Annotated in this window: 21 protein-coding genes; 12 read left to right on the plus strand and 9 right to left on the minus strand. The window is 54.1% G+C overall.

Annotation, left to right across the window (positions count from 1 at the left end):
- The first annotated feature begins 13 nt into the window (after positions 1-13).
- Together fliS (FED52_RS04030) and FED52_RS04035 are read left to right on the plus strand one after the other, a co-directional pair.
- Positions 14-388: a flagellar export chaperone FliS gene (gene fliS, locus FED52_RS04030; protein ID WP_034778588.1), complete on the plus strand. Its 375-nt coding sequence runs from the start codon at positions 14-16 to the stop codon at positions 386-388.
- Entirely contained in the window at positions 385-738 is a 354-nt protein-coding gene (locus FED52_RS04035; RefSeq protein WP_029595022.1) for a flagellar protein FliT, read from the plus strand. The genes fliS (FED52_RS04030) and FED52_RS04035 overlap by 4 nt, the downstream gene beginning before the upstream one ends.
- A 36-nt stretch (positions 739-774) precedes the next feature.
- Here FED52_RS04035 and FED52_RS04040 read toward each other — a convergent pair whose 3' ends face one another.
- Positions 775-1,152, minus strand: a complete 378-nt coding sequence (locus FED52_RS04040) for a DUF3021 family protein (protein WP_034778585.1) — start codon at positions 1,150-1,152, stop codon at positions 775-777.
- Positions 1,153-1,311: 159 nt separating this feature from the next.
- On the opposite strand from FED52_RS04040, the gene FED52_RS04045 reads away from it, so the two are divergent.
- On the plus strand, positions 1,312-1,497 hold the full coding sequence (locus FED52_RS04045; protein ID WP_029595024.1) for a hypothetical protein: 186 nt from the start codon (positions 1,312-1,314) through the stop codon (positions 1,495-1,497).
- 147 nt (positions 1,498-1,644) lie between these two features.
- On the plus strand, positions 1,645-2,274 hold the full coding sequence (locus FED52_RS04050; protein WP_034778582.1) for a hypothetical protein: 630 nt from the start codon (positions 1,645-1,647) through the stop codon (positions 2,272-2,274).
- Between the two features lie 159 nt (positions 2,275-2,433).
- On the opposite strand, the gene FED52_RS04055 is transcribed toward FED52_RS04050, so the two are convergent.
- The 8 genes from FED52_RS04055 to FED52_RS04090 form a co-directional block, all read right to left on the minus strand.
- On the minus strand, positions 2,434-2,934 hold the full coding sequence (locus FED52_RS04055) for a DUF1572 family protein (RefSeq protein WP_138859053.1): 501 nt from the start codon (positions 2,932-2,934) through the stop codon (positions 2,434-2,436).
- A gap of 281 nt (positions 2,935-3,215) precedes the next feature.
- Entirely contained in the window at positions 3,216-3,881 is a 666-nt protein-coding gene (locus FED52_RS04060; RefSeq protein ID WP_034778577.1) for a DUF2225 domain-containing protein, read from the minus strand.
- 9 nt (positions 3,882-3,890) lie between these two features.
- Positions 3,891-4,334, minus strand: a complete 444-nt coding sequence (locus FED52_RS04065) for a YaaR family protein (RefSeq protein ID WP_029595028.1) — start codon at positions 4,332-4,334, stop codon at positions 3,891-3,893.
- 20 nt (positions 4,335-4,354) lie between these two features.
- Entirely contained in the window at positions 4,355-5,179 is an 825-nt protein-coding gene (locus FED52_RS04070; RefSeq protein WP_138859054.1) for a flagellin N-terminal helical domain-containing protein, read from the minus strand.
- A complete protein-coding gene (fliS, locus tag FED52_RS04075; protein ID WP_138859055.1) occupies positions 5,163-5,543 on the minus strand; it encodes a flagellar export chaperone FliS in 381 nt (126 codons plus the stop codon). Before fliS (FED52_RS04075) ends, FED52_RS04070 begins: the two co-directional genes overlap by 17 nt.
- Positions 5,540-5,830, minus strand: a complete 291-nt coding sequence (locus FED52_RS04080; RefSeq protein ID WP_029595031.1) for an EscU/YscU/HrcU family type III secretion system export apparatus switch protein — start codon at positions 5,828-5,830, stop codon at positions 5,540-5,542. The genes fliS (FED52_RS04075) and FED52_RS04080 overlap by 4 nt, the downstream gene beginning before the upstream one ends.
- Positions 5,831-5,839: 9 nt before the next feature.
- The gene (locus FED52_RS04085; RefSeq protein WP_240731305.1) at positions 5,840-7,504 is read right to left on the minus strand and encodes a hypothetical protein; all 1,665 of its coding nucleotides are present in this window, start codon (positions 7,502-7,504) and stop codon (positions 5,840-5,842) included.
- An 89-nt stretch (positions 7,505-7,593) separates the two neighbouring features.
- On the minus strand, positions 7,594-8,088 hold the full coding sequence (locus tag FED52_RS04090; protein WP_138859057.1) for a competence protein ComK: 495 nt from the start codon (positions 8,086-8,088) through the stop codon (positions 7,594-7,596).
- 273 nt (positions 8,089-8,361) lie between these two features.
- Between FED52_RS04090 and cspD the strand changes: the two genes are divergently transcribed.
- The 8 genes from cspD (at position 8,362) to ftsX (ending at position 16,571) form a co-directional block, all read left to right on the plus strand.
- A complete protein-coding gene (cspD, locus tag FED52_RS04095) occupies positions 8,362-8,559 on the plus strand; it encodes a cold-shock protein CspD (protein WP_021065411.1) in 198 nt (65 codons plus the stop codon).
- Positions 8,560-8,873: 314 nt separating this feature from the next.
- Positions 8,874-9,434, plus strand: a complete 561-nt coding sequence (gene hpf, locus FED52_RS04100; RefSeq protein ID WP_021065412.1) for a ribosome hibernation-promoting factor, HPF/YfiA family — start codon at positions 8,874-8,876, stop codon at positions 9,432-9,434.
- 141 nt (positions 9,435-9,575) lie between these two features.
- Positions 9,576-12,098, plus strand: a complete 2,523-nt coding sequence (gene secA, locus FED52_RS04105; protein ID WP_138859058.1) for a preprotein translocase subunit SecA — start codon at positions 9,576-9,578, stop codon at positions 12,096-12,098.
- Positions 12,099-12,152: 54 nt separating this feature from the next.
- The gene (prfB, locus tag FED52_RS04110; protein ID WP_138859059.1) at positions 12,153-13,253 is read left to right on the plus strand and encodes a peptide chain release factor 2; all 1,101 of its coding nucleotides are present in this window, start codon (positions 12,153-12,155) and stop codon (positions 13,251-13,253) included.
- 61 nt (positions 13,254-13,314) lie between these two features.
- Positions 13,315-14,172 (plus strand): YitT family protein, encoded by an 858-nt coding sequence (locus tag FED52_RS04115; RefSeq protein WP_138859060.1) that lies wholly within the window; start codon positions 13,315-13,317, stop codon positions 14,170-14,172.
- Positions 14,173-14,279: 107 nt separating this feature from the next.
- Positions 14,280-14,612, plus strand: coding sequence for a cytochrome c551 (cccB, locus tag FED52_RS04120; protein WP_138859061.1), 333 nt, complete (start codon positions 14,280-14,282; stop codon positions 14,610-14,612).
- Between the two features lie 380 nt (positions 14,613-14,992).
- The gene (gene ftsE / locus FED52_RS04125) at positions 14,993-15,679 is read left to right on the plus strand and encodes a cell division ATP-binding protein FtsE (protein WP_138859062.1); all 687 of its coding nucleotides are present in this window, start codon (positions 14,993-14,995) and stop codon (positions 15,677-15,679) included.
- Positions 15,669-16,571 carry a permease-like cell division protein FtsX gene (gene ftsX / locus FED52_RS04130; RefSeq protein WP_058764154.1) on the plus strand — a complete coding sequence of 301 codons (903 nt, stop codon included), beginning with the start codon at positions 15,669-15,671 and terminating at the stop codon, positions 16,569-16,571. The genes ftsE and ftsX overlap by 11 nt, the downstream gene beginning before the upstream one ends.
- Positions 16,572-16,600 lie beyond the last annotated feature (29 nt).

A 16,600-nucleotide genomic window follows, 5' to 3' on the forward strand; every position in this document is an offset into this window, starting at 1 on the left:
AGGAGGAATTTAAATGGTAGCCAACCCATATGCAGCTTATCAAAATAATGCGGTCACGACCGCTAACCCGCAAGAACTGACGCTCATGCTGTATGACGGGGCACTCAAGTTCATACGCCTCGCCAAACTCGCCATCGAGCAAGGAAACCTGGACTTGAAGAACACGAACATCCAAAAAGCGCAAGCCATCTTCCAAGAGATGCGCTTGACGCTCAATAAGAACATCGCAATCTCGGCGAACCTTGACTTGCTGTACGAGTACATGTGGCGTCGTCTTTTGGACGCAAACATCAAGAACGACGCAATCATCCTCGACGAAGTGCTCGACTTTACGACAGAGCTCCGCGACACGTGGAAGGAAGCGATGAAACTCGCGAAGCAAGCATGAGACCGATTGATGAGATTATCTTCAAAACACAGCGATTAAAAGATTTACTAGCGAAAGTACCGGAAGAACCGACGTATGACACGTGGATGGATCAAATCCATGAGTTGCTTGACGACCGAGAGCAATTGCTCGCGGCGCACGGGCCAGACTTGAAGGACGCCGACCAGACGGTGATTCGTCAGCTCGTCGATGACAGTCAACAGATCGCGCGTTTGATTGAGGCGGAGCATCAACGTCTCGGAATGACGCTCGGGACGGCGCGACAAGAACGGAAGACGGTTAAGTCTTACGTTGATCCTTATGAAGACGTCGATTCTAACTTCTCAGGATTGTTCGATCAACAGACATAAAAACAACTCGAAGGCGCGCCTTCGAGCTGTTTTTATTTATGAGGTTTTGATTTGTTGTCGCACTTTCAAAAGCATTCTGGATACCGTGAACAAAACTAGCCCGCTCATATTAAACTTCAAGTAAGCCAATAGGGCATCATGTAACGACGTCACAGGTAGAAAACCGCTGAATATGACGAGCGGCAGAATCGTCACATGCATTGTTATCCAATGAATCAGAATATGTTTTGGAAACGACCAACAACTCACTTCATAGATGACACTCGTCAAACCAAGGAAGAATGCCATCCCACCATAAACGAGCATATTATGTACACCTTCCATATTTCCGCTCCACCATTGATACATCGCAAGCAACCCAAATAGCATGAACCACTTCACGCCACGAACCAATCCTGTTTTCAATAAACTCATCTATCTCGTCCCCTCATTCATGTGTTGTCTTTGTATACGATTTGATTTGGAAAAAGTTTTAATATGGATGTAAGGATGCAAAGACGCCTGTTTTCGTATAAAATCGGGTAAATACCACTGTAACCGTTGCTTCTGTTCTGGAAAGGGGAGGGAAACGAGATGAGTGAGAAAAAGGTAAAGCCTAAGTCATCGAAAGATCGTCGTTACTTCGTCTACGGTCCAGAAGGGGCGTACGATGAGTATGTGGAACGTGACCCTAAACTTGAAGCGTACATCGAAGACGATGCGCCAATCGAGGACGGGCCCGATCCGTATGAAGAAGAAGAGCTCAAATCACGAGGATAAATCAGTTGAAGTCAAGGTCCAATCGCGGACCTTGACTTTTATTTATTCAGGGTGATGACCCTATACGTTTTCTTACACCGGTCAGACTAGACAATCCAGTATGCTCATCTTATCAACCACCACTCATACAAAAAGGAGAGAACTAAGATGAACATGAAACGATATGGATTGATCCTCGCTTTACCTTTAACACTACTTGTAGGCTGTGGAGAGGCCGATGAACTGAAGACGACAGCGACCGATACGGAGGAAGTTGTAGAGGCAGAGAAAAAGGAAGAACCAGCGGCAGACACAAAAGAAGAAGCAGAAGTGCAGGAGAGTGAACTTGGTTCAAACCAAATCTTCATGAAGAACAAGGCGCTCGACATCAAAGAGACGATTGGCTCTGTCAACTTCGCCATCGATAAAGTGCAGACATCCCGACTCACTGTCAACGAAGCGTATCGCGACTCGTTTGACGGGCAAGAAGAAGTGACAGTAGTCGCGATGAATGTCATCGTCGAGAATACGATTGACGACACCATCAGTTTTCATCCAAACCAAGCGACGCTCGTGACGAACACGGGCGAACAAGTGTCAGCCGACTTGTGGTTCTCGGATGACGTCGGCGGCGAGTTCCTCGGGAAAGTGAAGAAGGAAGGGAACGTCCTCTTCTTCGTCAAAGCGATGCCGGAAGAGTTAGAGGACGTGAAAGTTGTCATCGACGGGCCGTCGGACGCGAACTATCAGTCGATTGGGGAATCCCGTTACGAATATACAATCAACGTCGAGAAATAACAAATGGCCGCACCAGTTTCTCTGGGGCGGCCATTTGTTATCCAATTGTTGTGGAGGGACCTTATAATGATCAGTTCCGTAAAATTGCCGAGGAGCGCTATGAATACACGATCGACGTCACCAAATAAGAGAACGCACATCGCGAAGATGCGCGTTCTCTTATTGTCGTTGATGCGGCAACGGAATCGTCAACACGTTCCAGTTCTCGTCGGCAAATACTTTCGCGAGAAAGACGATTTGTCCCACGTGATAGCTGTAGTGCGACACTTGTTTCTCAATCGCCCAGATGACGGTCTTCTCTTCACCGCGGATGAAGACGGTCTTGCCGAGGTCTTCCGGAGTGAGGCTCGAGAGCACGTCGTCCAACAGTTGCCAACGTTCGTCCCACGTCGCCATCAGTTCGGCACGAGACTGCTGTTGGTCCTCGAACTCGGCGTCACGGTTCCGGTCCAGCTTCTCGCCGTCCGTCGTCAGAAAGTCGGTCCAGCGTGACTTCATGTTGTTTGAGATGTGTTGCACGATAACCGTGAGCGAGAGCGTGTCTTTCGCGAGCACGCGATGCATATCCTCGTCGTTCACTTGCTTCAACGCGTCTTCGGCGAGCTGTTTCTGTTCCTGAAAAATCGAGCGTACCGTTTCGATGTATCTGGTTTCGAACATGGAATGACCTCCTTTGGATTCCTATTAACCATACACCAATCTGAACGTGATAAAAATAATAGTAAAATAGAGAAATCCGAATTATAATAAGAATGAACCGTGCAAGACGCCACCGCGCGATCGGTTCTTGGATGCCCTGTTTAGGTTTTGACATGATTCATGTCACGTATATCTCCTTTCGGTTTGGGGGTTCATCCGTGAAGAGAACCGACCGCGTTTGTCCGTGAGTGGATGAGCGCGGTTTTTTTGTATACGAAAAGGGAGAGCCGCGGCTCTCCCTTTTAGGCATGTTCGATTCTAAAGTCTTCCCAGTGTGATCGGGCCTGGGTCCGGATCCGCTCCGATACTTCCTTGCTGCCGAGCAAGATGCCGTACCAGCGCCGGGCATCCTCATACAGACCAAGCGCGGCCGACAAGTCGGCAATCCGCAACATGAGCTGGTCATAAGGGAGGCCGGTCCGGACTTGGTCCGTGTACGCCTCCTGTACCTCGTTGTACTTGTCGAGCGTCCGTTTCATCCATTCCTTCTCAGACGCCTCATTCCCCATCAGACGATACATCCAGACGAGTCGCATACCGAGCATGGCGACGACGGACGGTTTCTGTCCGCTCAGTTGGGCCGTTATGACGGCGAACTTGTATAGTCGGATGACGTGATCGGCCGAGCGGTCGCCCGTGAGCGCCTCGGCGTTCACCCGGTCGAAGTAGCCCGACTCGAGCGCCTCGCGATTCGTCTTCCGCACCTTGTCGAATGAGTCGTGAAAGACGAGGTGACAGTGACTACAGACGGTCGGCTCATAAAAATAAGGGTTGGCACCGTCGTACGTCGTGTATCCGTCCTTCGCGACTTCCTGTGGCCGGATGTGGCGCGACAGGACGCGTGGCGTCTCGCTCTGTTTCAAACAATACGGACATTTCACTTTTTTCGAAAAGATATGTTCTGCCATCATCTCACCTCACACGTATACGTTGACGAGCAGTCCGCGAATCTCACCGACTTGGTCGAGGAGCGACAAACGAGACGCCTCACCCGAGATGACTTGATCCGTCAGCGCTAGTAGCTTTTGGTCAACCTGTTCGACAATCTTATAAATCTTCGCCCGGCCGCGGCGGTTGAAGCCGCGTTTGTCCTCGAGGCGGAGCGCCGCGTCAACGGCGTCTTTCATAAAGTCTTTAATGAGCTGTTTATATTCAGCGAGCGACTCGACCGTTTGGCTCTCGGCGAGGAGCTCGCCTTTCTCGTGGATGGCCGCGATTTGGCGCTGGAAACGCTCGTGCTCGCGGTCCTCACGCTTTTGGCCGATGACGTTCTGGAAAGAGACGCCGGGCTCGGCCTCAGGGCGTTTCGCTTTGCCGGCGCCGTGAAGCGACTGCGTCTCCATGATACGACGAATATCCATAGAATCCGTCCTTCCTTAAGTTAGTTCAATAATTGTAGCACGCCTTGCGGCAATGCGTTCGATTGGGCAATCATCGCCATGCCGGATTGGTTCAAGATGTTGAGGCGGGCGAAGTCCATCATCTCGCGCGCCATGTCGGCGTCGCGGATGCGTGACTCGGAAGCCGTCAAGTTCTCAGACCCAATCGTGACGACGCTCACGTTCGCCTCGAGCCGGTTCTGGATGGCACCGAGTTTCGAGCGTTCGAGCGAGACCGTTTGGATGGCGGCGTCAAACTTGGCGATGGCGTCATTGGCGCCATCTTGCGTCGTCACATCCAGTCCGTCGATCCCGAGCGCGGCGGCACGCATGTCGTCGACGTTCAAGACGACGCCTTCGCCGCTTCCGGCCCCGAGTTGGAAGAAGAGTGTCTCATTGCCGGCGATATAGTCACCGTTCATGATCTTCTTCGAGTTGAATTCGGTCGACTCGGCAATCCGGGTCACTTCAGCCGTGAGGGCCGTGATCTCGTCTTGGATCGCTTTGGCGTCATCACCGCTGAGCGTCCCGTTCGAAGCTTGGACCGACAGCTCGCGCATCCGTTGCAGGAGGGAATGCGTCTCGCTCATCCCGCCTTCAAGCGTCTGTGTGAGCGAGATGCCGTCGAGGGTGTTGCGCTCGGCCATCGACAGCGAGTCGAGCCGGATGCGCATCTTCTCGGAGATGGCGAGCCCGGCCGCGTCGTCGGACGCCTTGTTGATGCGGATACCGCTCGAGAGGCGGTCCATCGTCTTCTTCATCGTCGCCTGGTTGACCGTGAGCGACGAGTAGGCTTTGAGCGCTTGCACGTTATTGGTAATTTTCATAACGGTTTCCTCCTGCCGGTACGGGTTGAAGTCGGGCGTTCTCAATCGCCTCGCCCCACGTCTTGTCGAGCTCACTTGCGAGGCCGTGAAGCTCCTCGATCTTGTCCATGTCTTGTTCGATCAATGCCTCGAGGCTCGATTTCGCCATATAGAGGTAAAGCTCGTCAAGTTGGGCCGAGATGATGCCGCCGCCGTCGTGAAGTCCTTGGTGGAGCTTCGCGAGCAGTTCGCGTGCTTGACGCAAGTGGCGGTTGCGTTCGGCGATCGTCGCCGTCCTGGCTTGTTCATAGTGGTAGACGAGCGCGTGGAGCATCGCTTGGGTCAGCTCTTGCGGGCTCATTTCGTATAGTCGGTTCGAATTCATGATGGGTCTCCTTTGATGGTATCGAGTTCTTCGATCAGTAATAGCACTTCGGCCATGACGTCATACAGCTGAGGGGGAATCGCATCCCCGAGGTCAAGGTCGAGCAGGTGGCCAAGGAGCGAGTGGTCGTGCTCGATGGCGACGCCGCGCGATCTTGCCTCATCTAAAATTTTATCGGCGACGGCGCCTGTTCCACGGGCGACGATGACCGGGGCCCGGTCGATCGTCTCGTCATAGCGGACGACGGCGGCCGTCTTGCGTTTCGTCAAATCCATACGTTGATACATAACAGCCTCCTAGATGCGGAAATCATAGCCGGTCGTCTCGAGCGTCGGACGCTCGATCTCCGGTCGGTCCGTCTTCGTCAATGGGCGGAACTGGGTGGTCACGCTCCGGTAACCGATCGCTTCGAGCGTCGTCTCGATTTTGCCGAGAAGCGGCTTGGCGAGCGTCTCGACGACAGGGTCATCGTGTTCGAGCGTGAGTCGCAGATTCCGGTCGATCGCCTCGAGTTTGACGCCGATCTCTCCGAGACGTGGTGTCTCAAGTCGGATATAGAGCACGCTGTTCTCCCAGTCGACGACGTCCCCGGCCTCACGGTTTTGGATATGGACGTGGATACCGGTGTCGATCTCTTGGACTTTCGCCGGCAAGGCGAGGATGAGCTGCTGGAGCTGCCCGCCGTCGAGCCGGTTCAACGTCTGTTGGACTTGGAAGAACGAGGCGAGCCGCTGCGCTTCAGGTGTCGCCGCGTCGGGTTTCAATGACAACGTCGACGCCTGGACGCGCTGCGCCGTCTCTTGGATGACGCGGCCGGATAAGTTCGGATCGACCTTGAATGGCGTGACGCGCGGCAGTTCGCCGGCGCGGGTCGCCTGGTGCGGGATGTATTCGAGCCGGACATGGTTCGGCACGTAGCGGAACTCGTTTAAGCTGGCGCGCACTTCTTTAATGAGCGCGGCGCTCTCGGCAGGTTTCGTCGACAGCAACCCGAGGGCGACGTCGAGCTTCGCCGTCATCGCGACGAGCGCCTTCTCTTGGGTCGCGCTCGTATGTAGCAAGGCGTCCGTCTTTTGGATGAGTTGCGTCAGCCGGGTCGACACCGTCTCGAGCGCGGGGCGCGCCTGATGCGGGTTCGTCTCGACGAGGGCGGCGACTTGGCCGAGCTGTTTTGTGACCGTCACTTGCTCGTTTCGGAACGTGTTCGTCACGGTTGCGAGATGTGTCGTCACTTCTTTGACGAGCACCGGTCGGCCGAGGACAGGCGGTAACGCCTCGCGCGGCTCGATTCGCGTCGGGCGAGGCTCCGGCAACTCGTTGATGAGTCGGTCGACCGTCTCCAGTGTCGGTGTCAAACGCTCGCTGACGGGACGCGACAAGTTGACGTGCTCGATGAAGCGTTCTTTCTGCGGGTAGGGGGCGTCGGGCGCCGGACGAGTCACCAGTTGTCTCGCTTCATCTAATGACGCGACGGCGATGTCGCGGGCGACGTCACGCGGGAGCGTCGGTGCCTCGATCGTCTTTAGCCAAAGGACCGCATCGCGCAGGTCACCTTTAAAGACGGTCTCGAGCAGTCGCACCGTGTCCTCGTTCATCGGTAACCGTCCTGATTGGAGCAGGCGGCTGACGGCGCTCCGCACCTCGGGCGGTAGCGACGCGAGCAACGCCTGAATCTTCGTATCGAGTTTCACCGGTTGGCCGCTCGAAGTGTCCGGCGTCTCCGGCTCAGGCTTGACGACGATCGTCCCGATTAGCTGGCCGTCTTGTTCGGCGAGCGTCAATTGGAACGGGTTCGTCTTCGGGAGCCCGCCCTCGAACGTGACCTCGACGTGCTCGCCGTTGATTTTAACGATGCCGGAGTCGGGTCCGGTCTGTTTGACGAGTTCGGCCTTATAGACCCGGTTCGTTTGGATACCGGCCGTGACCGCGACGGCCGCGGTCGATGGGGCTTGGATTTGCATAGTTGTCACCTCGACCAATATATCGACCTCTTTTTCAAAAAGTGAAGCGAAACCGACAGAAAAAAACCTCCCGTCGGACGACGGAAGGGTCAGGATTCGAGCAAGGCGTTCTGGTTCAATTGTTGAAACCGGGCGACGAGTTCGCCCGTCGCTTTCAGCTGGTTGCGGAGGACGTACGCGGTCGCGTTCGTTTGAATCCGGTGACCGTCCTGGGTGACGACCGAGCCGTTCGGCTCTAGCGAGTCACTCGAGATGTCACGGATGTGGGACCAGGCGTACCATTCGCAATCAGGGCGCTTCGGGGACTTCGTTGGGAAGAAGACGAGCCCGGACGTCGGTTCGATGACGACAGGCACTTTGCCTTTGACACCGGCGACGCGCTTGGCAACGAAGATGCGTTCCTCAATCGAACTGCTGTACTGGCGGCACGAGAGCTGCAACAGCTGGTAGGGCCGGAGCGGCGTCATGATCTCAGATCCGTCCTCGAGAATGATCCGCGATTGCATCGTCATGTCTCGACATGGCAAAATCGCCACCGTCCGTTTCGTGATCCGGTATTTCTCCTCGGAATGGTAGGGGCGCATACAGCTGCACCGTCCTTTTCGTATTGGATTTTCAGGCTCGGCCATAACAGATGGAACACAAACCTAAATCATCCCTTCCATGATATATCACAAAATATGTAAATTCAATAAGGCGATATGAAAAGTAGGGAAATACAATTCCAATGTAAGCCAAATGAGCATTCGTTTGCAAAAAATTGAGAAAGTGTTTGTCACGCCTGCAAGAAGGTGGTAAGATTACCGATAGAGGGAAAGCCTCTGTATTCTTCAATGGTGAAAGGAATGGATTTACACATGGTAGGTAAAGTAAAATGGTTTAACTCAGAAAAAGGTTTTGGATTCATCGAAGTAGAAGGCGGCAAAGACGTATTCGTACACTTCTCAGCAATCCAAACTGACGGCTACAAATCACTTGACGAAGGTCAAGAGGTAGAGTTTGAAATCGTTGATGGCGAGCGTGGCCCACAAGCGGCTAACGTTACAAAATTATAATTTCGAACCACGAGTCGGCTCCTAACGGGGCCGGCTTTTTTGTTTTTCTCACATAATGTCCTTCCCAATCAAAATCGCGTTTAAGAACGGGCAAAACGGGTAGTTTGTTTCTATACTACCGATTCACGTGGAAGACGGACCTGTCGGAACAAAATTGTCATTATTTTCTGATGATAACGTTTTCAAACGACTCGGATTCGGGGTATACTATATATGAGCCACCTGGTTCCACTTTCTTTTCAGAAATGAAGCAGGAGATTCGGTCCAATCTGACGAATCATTGGGTCAAGCGGTTATTTTAAGGAGGAGTTCAGATGATTTATAACATTCGCGGCGAAAACATTGAAGTCACACCAGCCATCCAAGACTATGTCGAGAAAAAGCTGGACAAATTGACTCGGTATTTCACAACTCCTACGGATGCACAGACGGCTTACGTCAACTTGAAAGTGTACAATGAGAAACAAAAAGTGGAAGTGACGATCCCGATGCCGAACTTGTTGCTCCGTGCTGAGGAGACCAACCTCGACATGTACGCGGCAATCGACCTCGTCGTCGACAAATTGGAACGTCAAATCCGTAAACACAAAACGAAACTCAACCGTAAATCACGTGCCAAAGATGGCGGTATCGGCGAGTACTTCAAATCACTTGAAGGTCCCGAAGACGTGGTCGTCTATGACGAGGACGAGGCAGAACTCGAACTCGTGCGGACGAAGCGTTTCACGCTCAAACCGATGGACACGGAAGAAGCGATTCTTCAGATGGACATGCTCGGTCACAGCTTCTTCGTCTTCTCAGACGCAGAGACGGGCAACACGAACGTCGTCTACCGTCGTAAAGACGGCAAATACGGCTTGATCGAACCTGAATAATTCAACCTTGAAACCACACGGCCCTCCGACTCGGAGGGCCGTTTCCTTTTGCCTTTCCTTGAAAGCAAGGGTCACTTCGGTTAAACTGTACATTAGGGAAAAAACATGCATTTTTCAGTGAATGCAGAGGAGATAAAGCGTATGGCGAACTTTTTGAAAGATTTATTTGCTCCACAGAAACGAGTATTGAAAAAAGCAGAAAAAGCGGCCGACCTCGTCGAGTCGTTCGCCGAACCGATCAAGGCATTGTCTGACGAAGCACTTCAGGCGAAGTCGATTGAGTTCCGGGAGCGTTTGGACAAGGGCGAGACGCTTGACGATATTTTGCCAGAAGCGTTCGCGGTCTGCCGCGAGGCGTCCGAGCGCGTGCTCGGCATGCGCCACTACCGTGTCCAGCTCATCGGGGGCTACGTGCTCCATAACGGCGACATCGCCGAGATGAAGACCGGGGAAGGGAAGACGCTCGTCGCGACCCTCCCGGTGTACTTGAACGCGCTCACGGGCCGCGGCGTCCACGTCGTGACGGTCAACGAATACTTGGCCCGCCGTGACAAAGAACTCATGGAACCGCTCTACTTCGCGCTCGGTCTCTCGGTCGGCCTCAACGTGTCGAACATGGACCGCGTCGAGAAGCAGGCGGCATACAACTGTGACATCACGTACTCGACGAACAACGAACTCGGTTTCGATTATTTGCGTGACAACATGGTCCTCTATAAAGAAGACCGTGTCCAACGCGAGCTCTACTTCACGATCGTCGATGAAGTCGACTCGATTCTCGTCGATGAGGCGCGGACCCCGCTCATCATCTCGGGATCGGCTCAAAAATCGACAGAGCTCTATACACGGGCCGACGCGTTCGTGCGGACGCTCAAGATCGAGGACGACTACACGGTCGACGTGAAAACGAAATCGGTCCTCTTGACGGACAAAGGGGTCGACCTCGCCGAGAAGTTCTTCGGCATCGACAACTTGTTCGCGATCGAGCACGTCTCGGTCAACCATCACGTCGGACTCGCCCTTCGTGCCAACGCCGTCATGCATCATGACGTCGACTATATGGTCCGCGACGGCCAAGTCATGATCATCGACCAGTTCACAGGTCGTGTCATGGACGGACGTCGCTACTCGGAAGGGTTGCACCAGGCGATCGAGGCGAAAGAAGGCGTCGAGATTCAACGCGAATCGATGACGCTCGCGACGATCACGTACCAGAACTACTTCCGCATGTATGAGAAGCTGGCCGGGATGACCGGGACGGCGAAGACGGAGGAAGAAGAGTTCCGTAACATCTACAACATGCAGGTCGTGACGATCCCGACGAACAAACCGATCCTTCGGGAAGACCGTTCGGACCTCATCTTCAAATCGATGGAAGGCAAGTTCAAAGCCGTCGTCGACGAAATCATGGCAGCCCACGCGACGGGACAACCGGTCCTCGTCGGGACGGTCGCCGTCGAGACGTCGGAGTATTTGAGCAAGCTCCTCTCGAAGAAGAAGGTCAAACACGAAGTGTTGAACGCGAAGAACCATGCTCGTGAGGCCGAAATCGTCGAGAACGCCGGTCAAAAAGGTGCGGTCACGATCGCGACGAACATGGCCGGACGCGGTACCGACATCAAGCTCGGCGAAGGCGTCATCGAGCTCGGCGGATTATACATCGTCGGGACCGAGCGCCACGAATCGCGCCGGATCGACAACCAGCTCCGTGGACGGGCCGGACGACAAGGGGACCCGGGTAAATCCCAGTTCTACTTGTCACTCGAAGACGAGCTTATGCGCCGCTTCGGTACCGACAGCCTCCAGAGCATGATGGAGCGCCTCGGCATGGACGACACGCAACCGATCGAGAGCCGCATGGTCTCGAAGGCGGTCGAGTCGGCTCAAAAACGTGTCGAAGGCAACAACTATGACGCACGGAAGCAGCTCCTCGGCTACGATAACGTCATGGCGGACCAACGGAAAGTCATGTACAAAGACCGGGCCAGCATCCTCGAGAACGAATCGGTCACGGACATCGTCCGTTCGATGATTCAAGAGACGGTCGAGACGGGCGTGGCGCAATATACGCCGCTCGAACTCGTGCCGGAAGAGTGGAACATCGAGGAACTCGCGCACTGGGCCAACCAGACGCTCGCCCTCGAGCAACCGGTCGAAGGCAAGGACTTCTTCGGCAAAGAGCGCGAAGAGATCATCGAGCTGTTGAGCGAACGTACGAACGCGCAGTATGAGGCGAAACGCCAACTCGCGCCGCCGGAACGCTTCAACGAGTTCGAGAAGATCATCGTTCTCCGGGCCGTCGATTCGCACTGGATGGCGCACATCGACCATATGGACCAGCTTCGTCAAGGGATTCACTTGCGCGCTTACGGGCAGAACGACCCGCTCCGTGAGTATCAGGCGGAAGGGATCAACATGTTCGATGCGATGAACGTGGCCATCTCCGAAGAAGTGACCGGCTTCGTGCTCCGTGCCGAAGTCGGCGACAACCTCCGACGCGAGAAAGTCGTCGAGGAGGAAGTGGCGGTGTCTGGCAAGGACGACACGCCGGTGAAGAAAAAGCCGGTCCGTCGCTCTGAAGACCAACGGCTCGGGCGCAACGACCCGTGCTGGTGTGGTTCAGGCAAGAAGTTCAAAAACTGCCACGGCAAACAACAGGCTTAATTTTGAAAGAGGCGAGCCCGCTCGCCTCTTTCCTACGGAAAGGTGACCTACACTATGGAAATTTCAGATATTCGCAACGAACTCGAGGCGATGGCGAAACGCCTCGAGAATTATCGCCAATCGCTCAACCTGACAGAGAAGCAGGCCCGCATCGCCGAGCTCGAGAACGAGATGACGTACCCGGACTTCTGGGACAGCCAAGAGAAGGCGCAAAAAGTCATCGACGAGTCGAACGCGCTCAAAGCGATGGTCGACAAGTATCAACAGCTTGCGGACGGCCATGAGGACGGCGAAGTCACGCTTGAACTCATCAAAGAAGAGCCGGACGCTGAGATGCAAGGCGAGTTAGGGGAGATGGTCACGGCGCTCAAGGCCGATTTCGACGCGTTCGAGCTCGAGATCCTTTTGAACGGACCGTACGATGCCAACAACGCCATCCTCGAGCTTCACCCGGGGGCGGGCGGTACCGAGTCACAAGATTGGGCATCGATGCTCCTCCGTATGTATCAACGTTTCGCGGACAAGCAAGGCTGGAAAGTCGAGACGGTCGACTATCTGCCAGGCGAAGAGGCCGGCGTCAAATCGGTCACGCTCCGCATCGTCGGGCATAACGCCTACGGCTATTTGAAGGCGGAGAAAGGGATTCACCGCTTGGTGCGCATCTCGCCGTTCGATTCATCGGGCCGCCGTCATACGTCGTTCGTCTCGTGTGACGTCATGCCGGAGTTCGATGACGACATCGAAGTTGACATCAAGACCGAAGACCTCCGAATCGATACGTACCGCGCGTCAGGCGCCGGCGGTCAGCACATCAACACGACCGACTCGGCCGTCCGGATCACACACGTGCCGACGGGCGTCGTCGTCTCGTGTCAGACGGAGCGTTCGCAAATCAAGAACCGTGAGTCGGCGATGAAGATGCTTAAGGCAAAACTGTATCAACGCGAACTCGACGAGCAGCAACGCAAGCTCGATGAGATCCGTGGCGAGAAGACAGACATCGGTTGGGGCAGCCAAATCCGCTCGTACGTCTTCCACCCGTACGCGATGGTCAAAGACCACCGCACGAGTTATGAGGTCGGGAACACGAGCGGCGTCATGGATGGAGACATCATGGGCTTCATCGACGCATACCTCCGCAAGACAAATATGTGATGCAAGTGGCTCAAGGACTCACGTCTTTGGGCCACGTTGTATGTAGAGGAGAAAACCTTTAATGAAGCAAATCGTCAAAGACTATATCTATTTACTGACCGGGTCCGTCTTCGTCGCCTCGGCGTTCAGTTTGTTCCTATTGCCGAACAACCTCGCCTCGGGCGGCGTCAGCGGGATCTCGATCATCACGTACGAGCTGTTCAACATCTCGCCAGGGGCGTTCCAGCTCGTGTCGAACGTGTTGCTCCTCCTCGTCGGCTGGATGATCCTCGGGCTCGGCTTCGGCGTCAAGTCGCTCGTCGGGTCAATCTTTTTGCCGGGCGTGATCTTATTTTATGAAGCGATCGAAGCGGGTGCCGCCGTCAATGACACGCTGCTCGCGGCCGTGTTCGGCGGGGCCGGTGTCGGCATCGGGCTCGGCCTCATCTTCCGGGGACGGGCCTCGACCGGAGGAATGGATTTGCTCGCGCAGATCTTACATAAATTCACCCATATCCCGCTCTACCTCTGTATCGCCATCCTCGACGGGGCGGTCGTCCTCGTCGCTGCGGTCACGTTCTCGTTCACGACGGGACTGTACGCACTGATCGCGCTGTTCATCACGATTAAGATGATCGACTTCGTCCAGCTCGGCTTCACGCAGGACAAGATGGCATACGTCATCTCGGAGCAGCGGGACGTCATCACGCGTGCCGTCTTCGATGAGCTCGACCGCGGCGCGACAGAGATCCAGGCGATCGGGGCGTATTCGCGTCTCGACCGCCCGGTGTTGCTCGTCGTCGTCCGTCAGAACGAGGTGAGTCGTTTGAAAGAGATCATTCGCCGTATCGATCCCGACGCGTTCCTCATCTTCAGTGAGGCGCATGAGGTGATGGGCCAAGGGTTCACGTCCGATAAGCGCTATATCAACGTTCCCTAACATGTGGAATCTTTGTGTATTTTTCGTGAGTTAGGTTAGAAAGCGGTTCATAACGGCTATAATGGTAAAAGTAGGTTATTTCTACGACATAGGAGGGGAACCTGATTATGAAGAAATGGATGATGGCGATTGGACTTGGCGCCATGCTCACGCTCGGTGCGTGCGGCGGTGGCGATGAAGAAGAGTCGACGAGCAACGGGGACGGCGCGAACACGGCGTCGGTCGACGCGGAAGCGGTCTACGCACAAAACTGTGCGGCCTGCCACGGTGCAAACCTAGAAGGCATGAGCGGTCCGAAACTTTCGGACGTCGGTTCACGTCTATCGGCGAGTGAAATCGAAGAAGTCATCAAGAACGGGAAAGGCGCCATGCCTGCGAACGTGATCGAGAAAGACGAAGAAATCACAGCGGTCGCGGCTTGGCTCGCTGAGAAAAAATAATCAGGGCACGGGAGACACTCGTGGTTTGACTCAGGCACTCGCGGACGCGAGTGCCTTTTTGAATGTGCGTTTCACCGTCTGTGTCGATCTCGTGAAGCCCATCTTCATTTCGACAATTTCCCACCGAACTCCATCCAACTGAAACAATCCTGTAATGGTTATTTAAAAGTTCGATTGTTATAATTGTAGGCGCTTGAACTATCGCCTCAGCGATGAATTGGATAGGGGTGACTGATACATGGTCGCTTGACAGGTTATCTGATTATCGTGTAAAACAGAGGCTAGGCGAAAATATTTACTTAACGAATCAATTCGATGAAACCAATTCAGAATTCGTCATAGATGCATGGAAAATATATAAAAAGGGTAGGGAATACGTTATGATATCGATGCAAAAAGTCAGCAAAGTATATCCAAACGGCGTCGTCGCAGTCGACGACCTCGATTTGAAGATCGAAGACGGCGAATTTCTATACGTCGTCGGACCATCCGGCGCCGGGAAATCGACGTTCATGAAAATGATTTATCGGGAGGAGAAACCGTCGAGCGGTCAGCTCATGATTGACGGGATTGACGTCGGCAAGTTGAAAAACCGCCACGTCCCGAAATTACGCCGTCAACTCGGCGTCATCTTCCAAGACTATAAGTTGTTGCCGTCACTCACGGTATATGAGAACGTCGCGTTCGCTCTCGAAGTCGTACAGGCCGACACGAACACGATGCGCAAGCAGGTCATGGACGTGTTGAACCTTGTCGGACTGAAACACAAGGCGCGCAACTATCCGGATGAACTATCGGGTGGGGAGCAACAGCGTGTATCGATCGCTCGGGCCATCGTCAATAAGCCAAAGCTCATCATCGCCGACGAGCCGACGGGTAACTTAGACCCGGACACGGCTTGGGGCATCATGGAAGTGTTCCAAGAGATTCACCGTCGCGGGGCGACCATCGTTATGGCGACCCACAACCGTGATATCGTCGACAAGATCCGCCATCGCGTCATCGCGATCGAGAACGGGAAAGTCGTACGCGATGAAGAGAAAGGAGCATATGGTTATGATATTTAAAAGTGGATTCCGTCATCTGCGCGAAGGATTCAAAGGAACACTACGCAACGGTTGGATGACGTTCGCGGCCATCAGTGCCGTTACCATCACCTTGTTACTCGTCGGGGTATTCGCCCTCGTCATGTTCAACGTCAATGAGATTTCAGAGAACGTCGAGAACGACGTCGAGATTCAAGTATTCGTCACCCGGACCGCGGAGGAAGCGAACGTCGAGAAGCTCGGCGAGAACTTAGAACAGATTCCAGGCGTCGAATCGGTCACGTTCAGCTCGAAAGAGGATGAATTAGAGAATTTCCGTAACCAGCTTGGTGAAGATGCGAATGCCTACGGAACGGTCGAGAAGGACAACCCGCTCCACGACCGCTATATCGTCAAGGCGTCAGACCCGCTCAACACGGAGAAGGTCGCTAATTCGGTGCAGTCACTTGATAACGTCGATAAGGTCACATATGGACAGGACTATATCGACAAGATGTTCGCCTTCTTCAACGGGATTCGCATCGGCGGACTTGCGTTGATCGTCGGTCTCACGCTCATGGCGATGTTCCTCATCTCGAACACGATCAAGATGACGATCTTCTCACGCCGTCGCGAAATCGAGATCATGCGTCTCGTCGGAGCGAAAAACAGCTTCATTCGCTGGCCGTTCTTCATCGAAGGACTTCTCCTCGGTGTATTCGGTGCGCTCATCCCGATCGCCGTCATCTACTTCGGTTATGATGTCGCATATAGTGCTTTACAACCATCGCTAGATCAACTGAATAGTGATATATTTAAATTGATTGATCCATCGATTTTGACGACACAAGTGTCGCTCGTCCTCTTAGCGCTCGGTGCTTTCATCGGGATCTGGGGTTCGACGACATCGCTCGGTCGATTCTTGAAAGTCTAATCTAATTTAAATATGAGGAGGAGTTGGCG

Source organism: Exiguobacterium mexicanum, assembly GCF_005960665.1.
GTDB lineage: Bacteria > Bacillota > Bacilli > Exiguobacteriales > Exiguobacteriaceae > Exiguobacterium > Exiguobacterium mexicanum_A.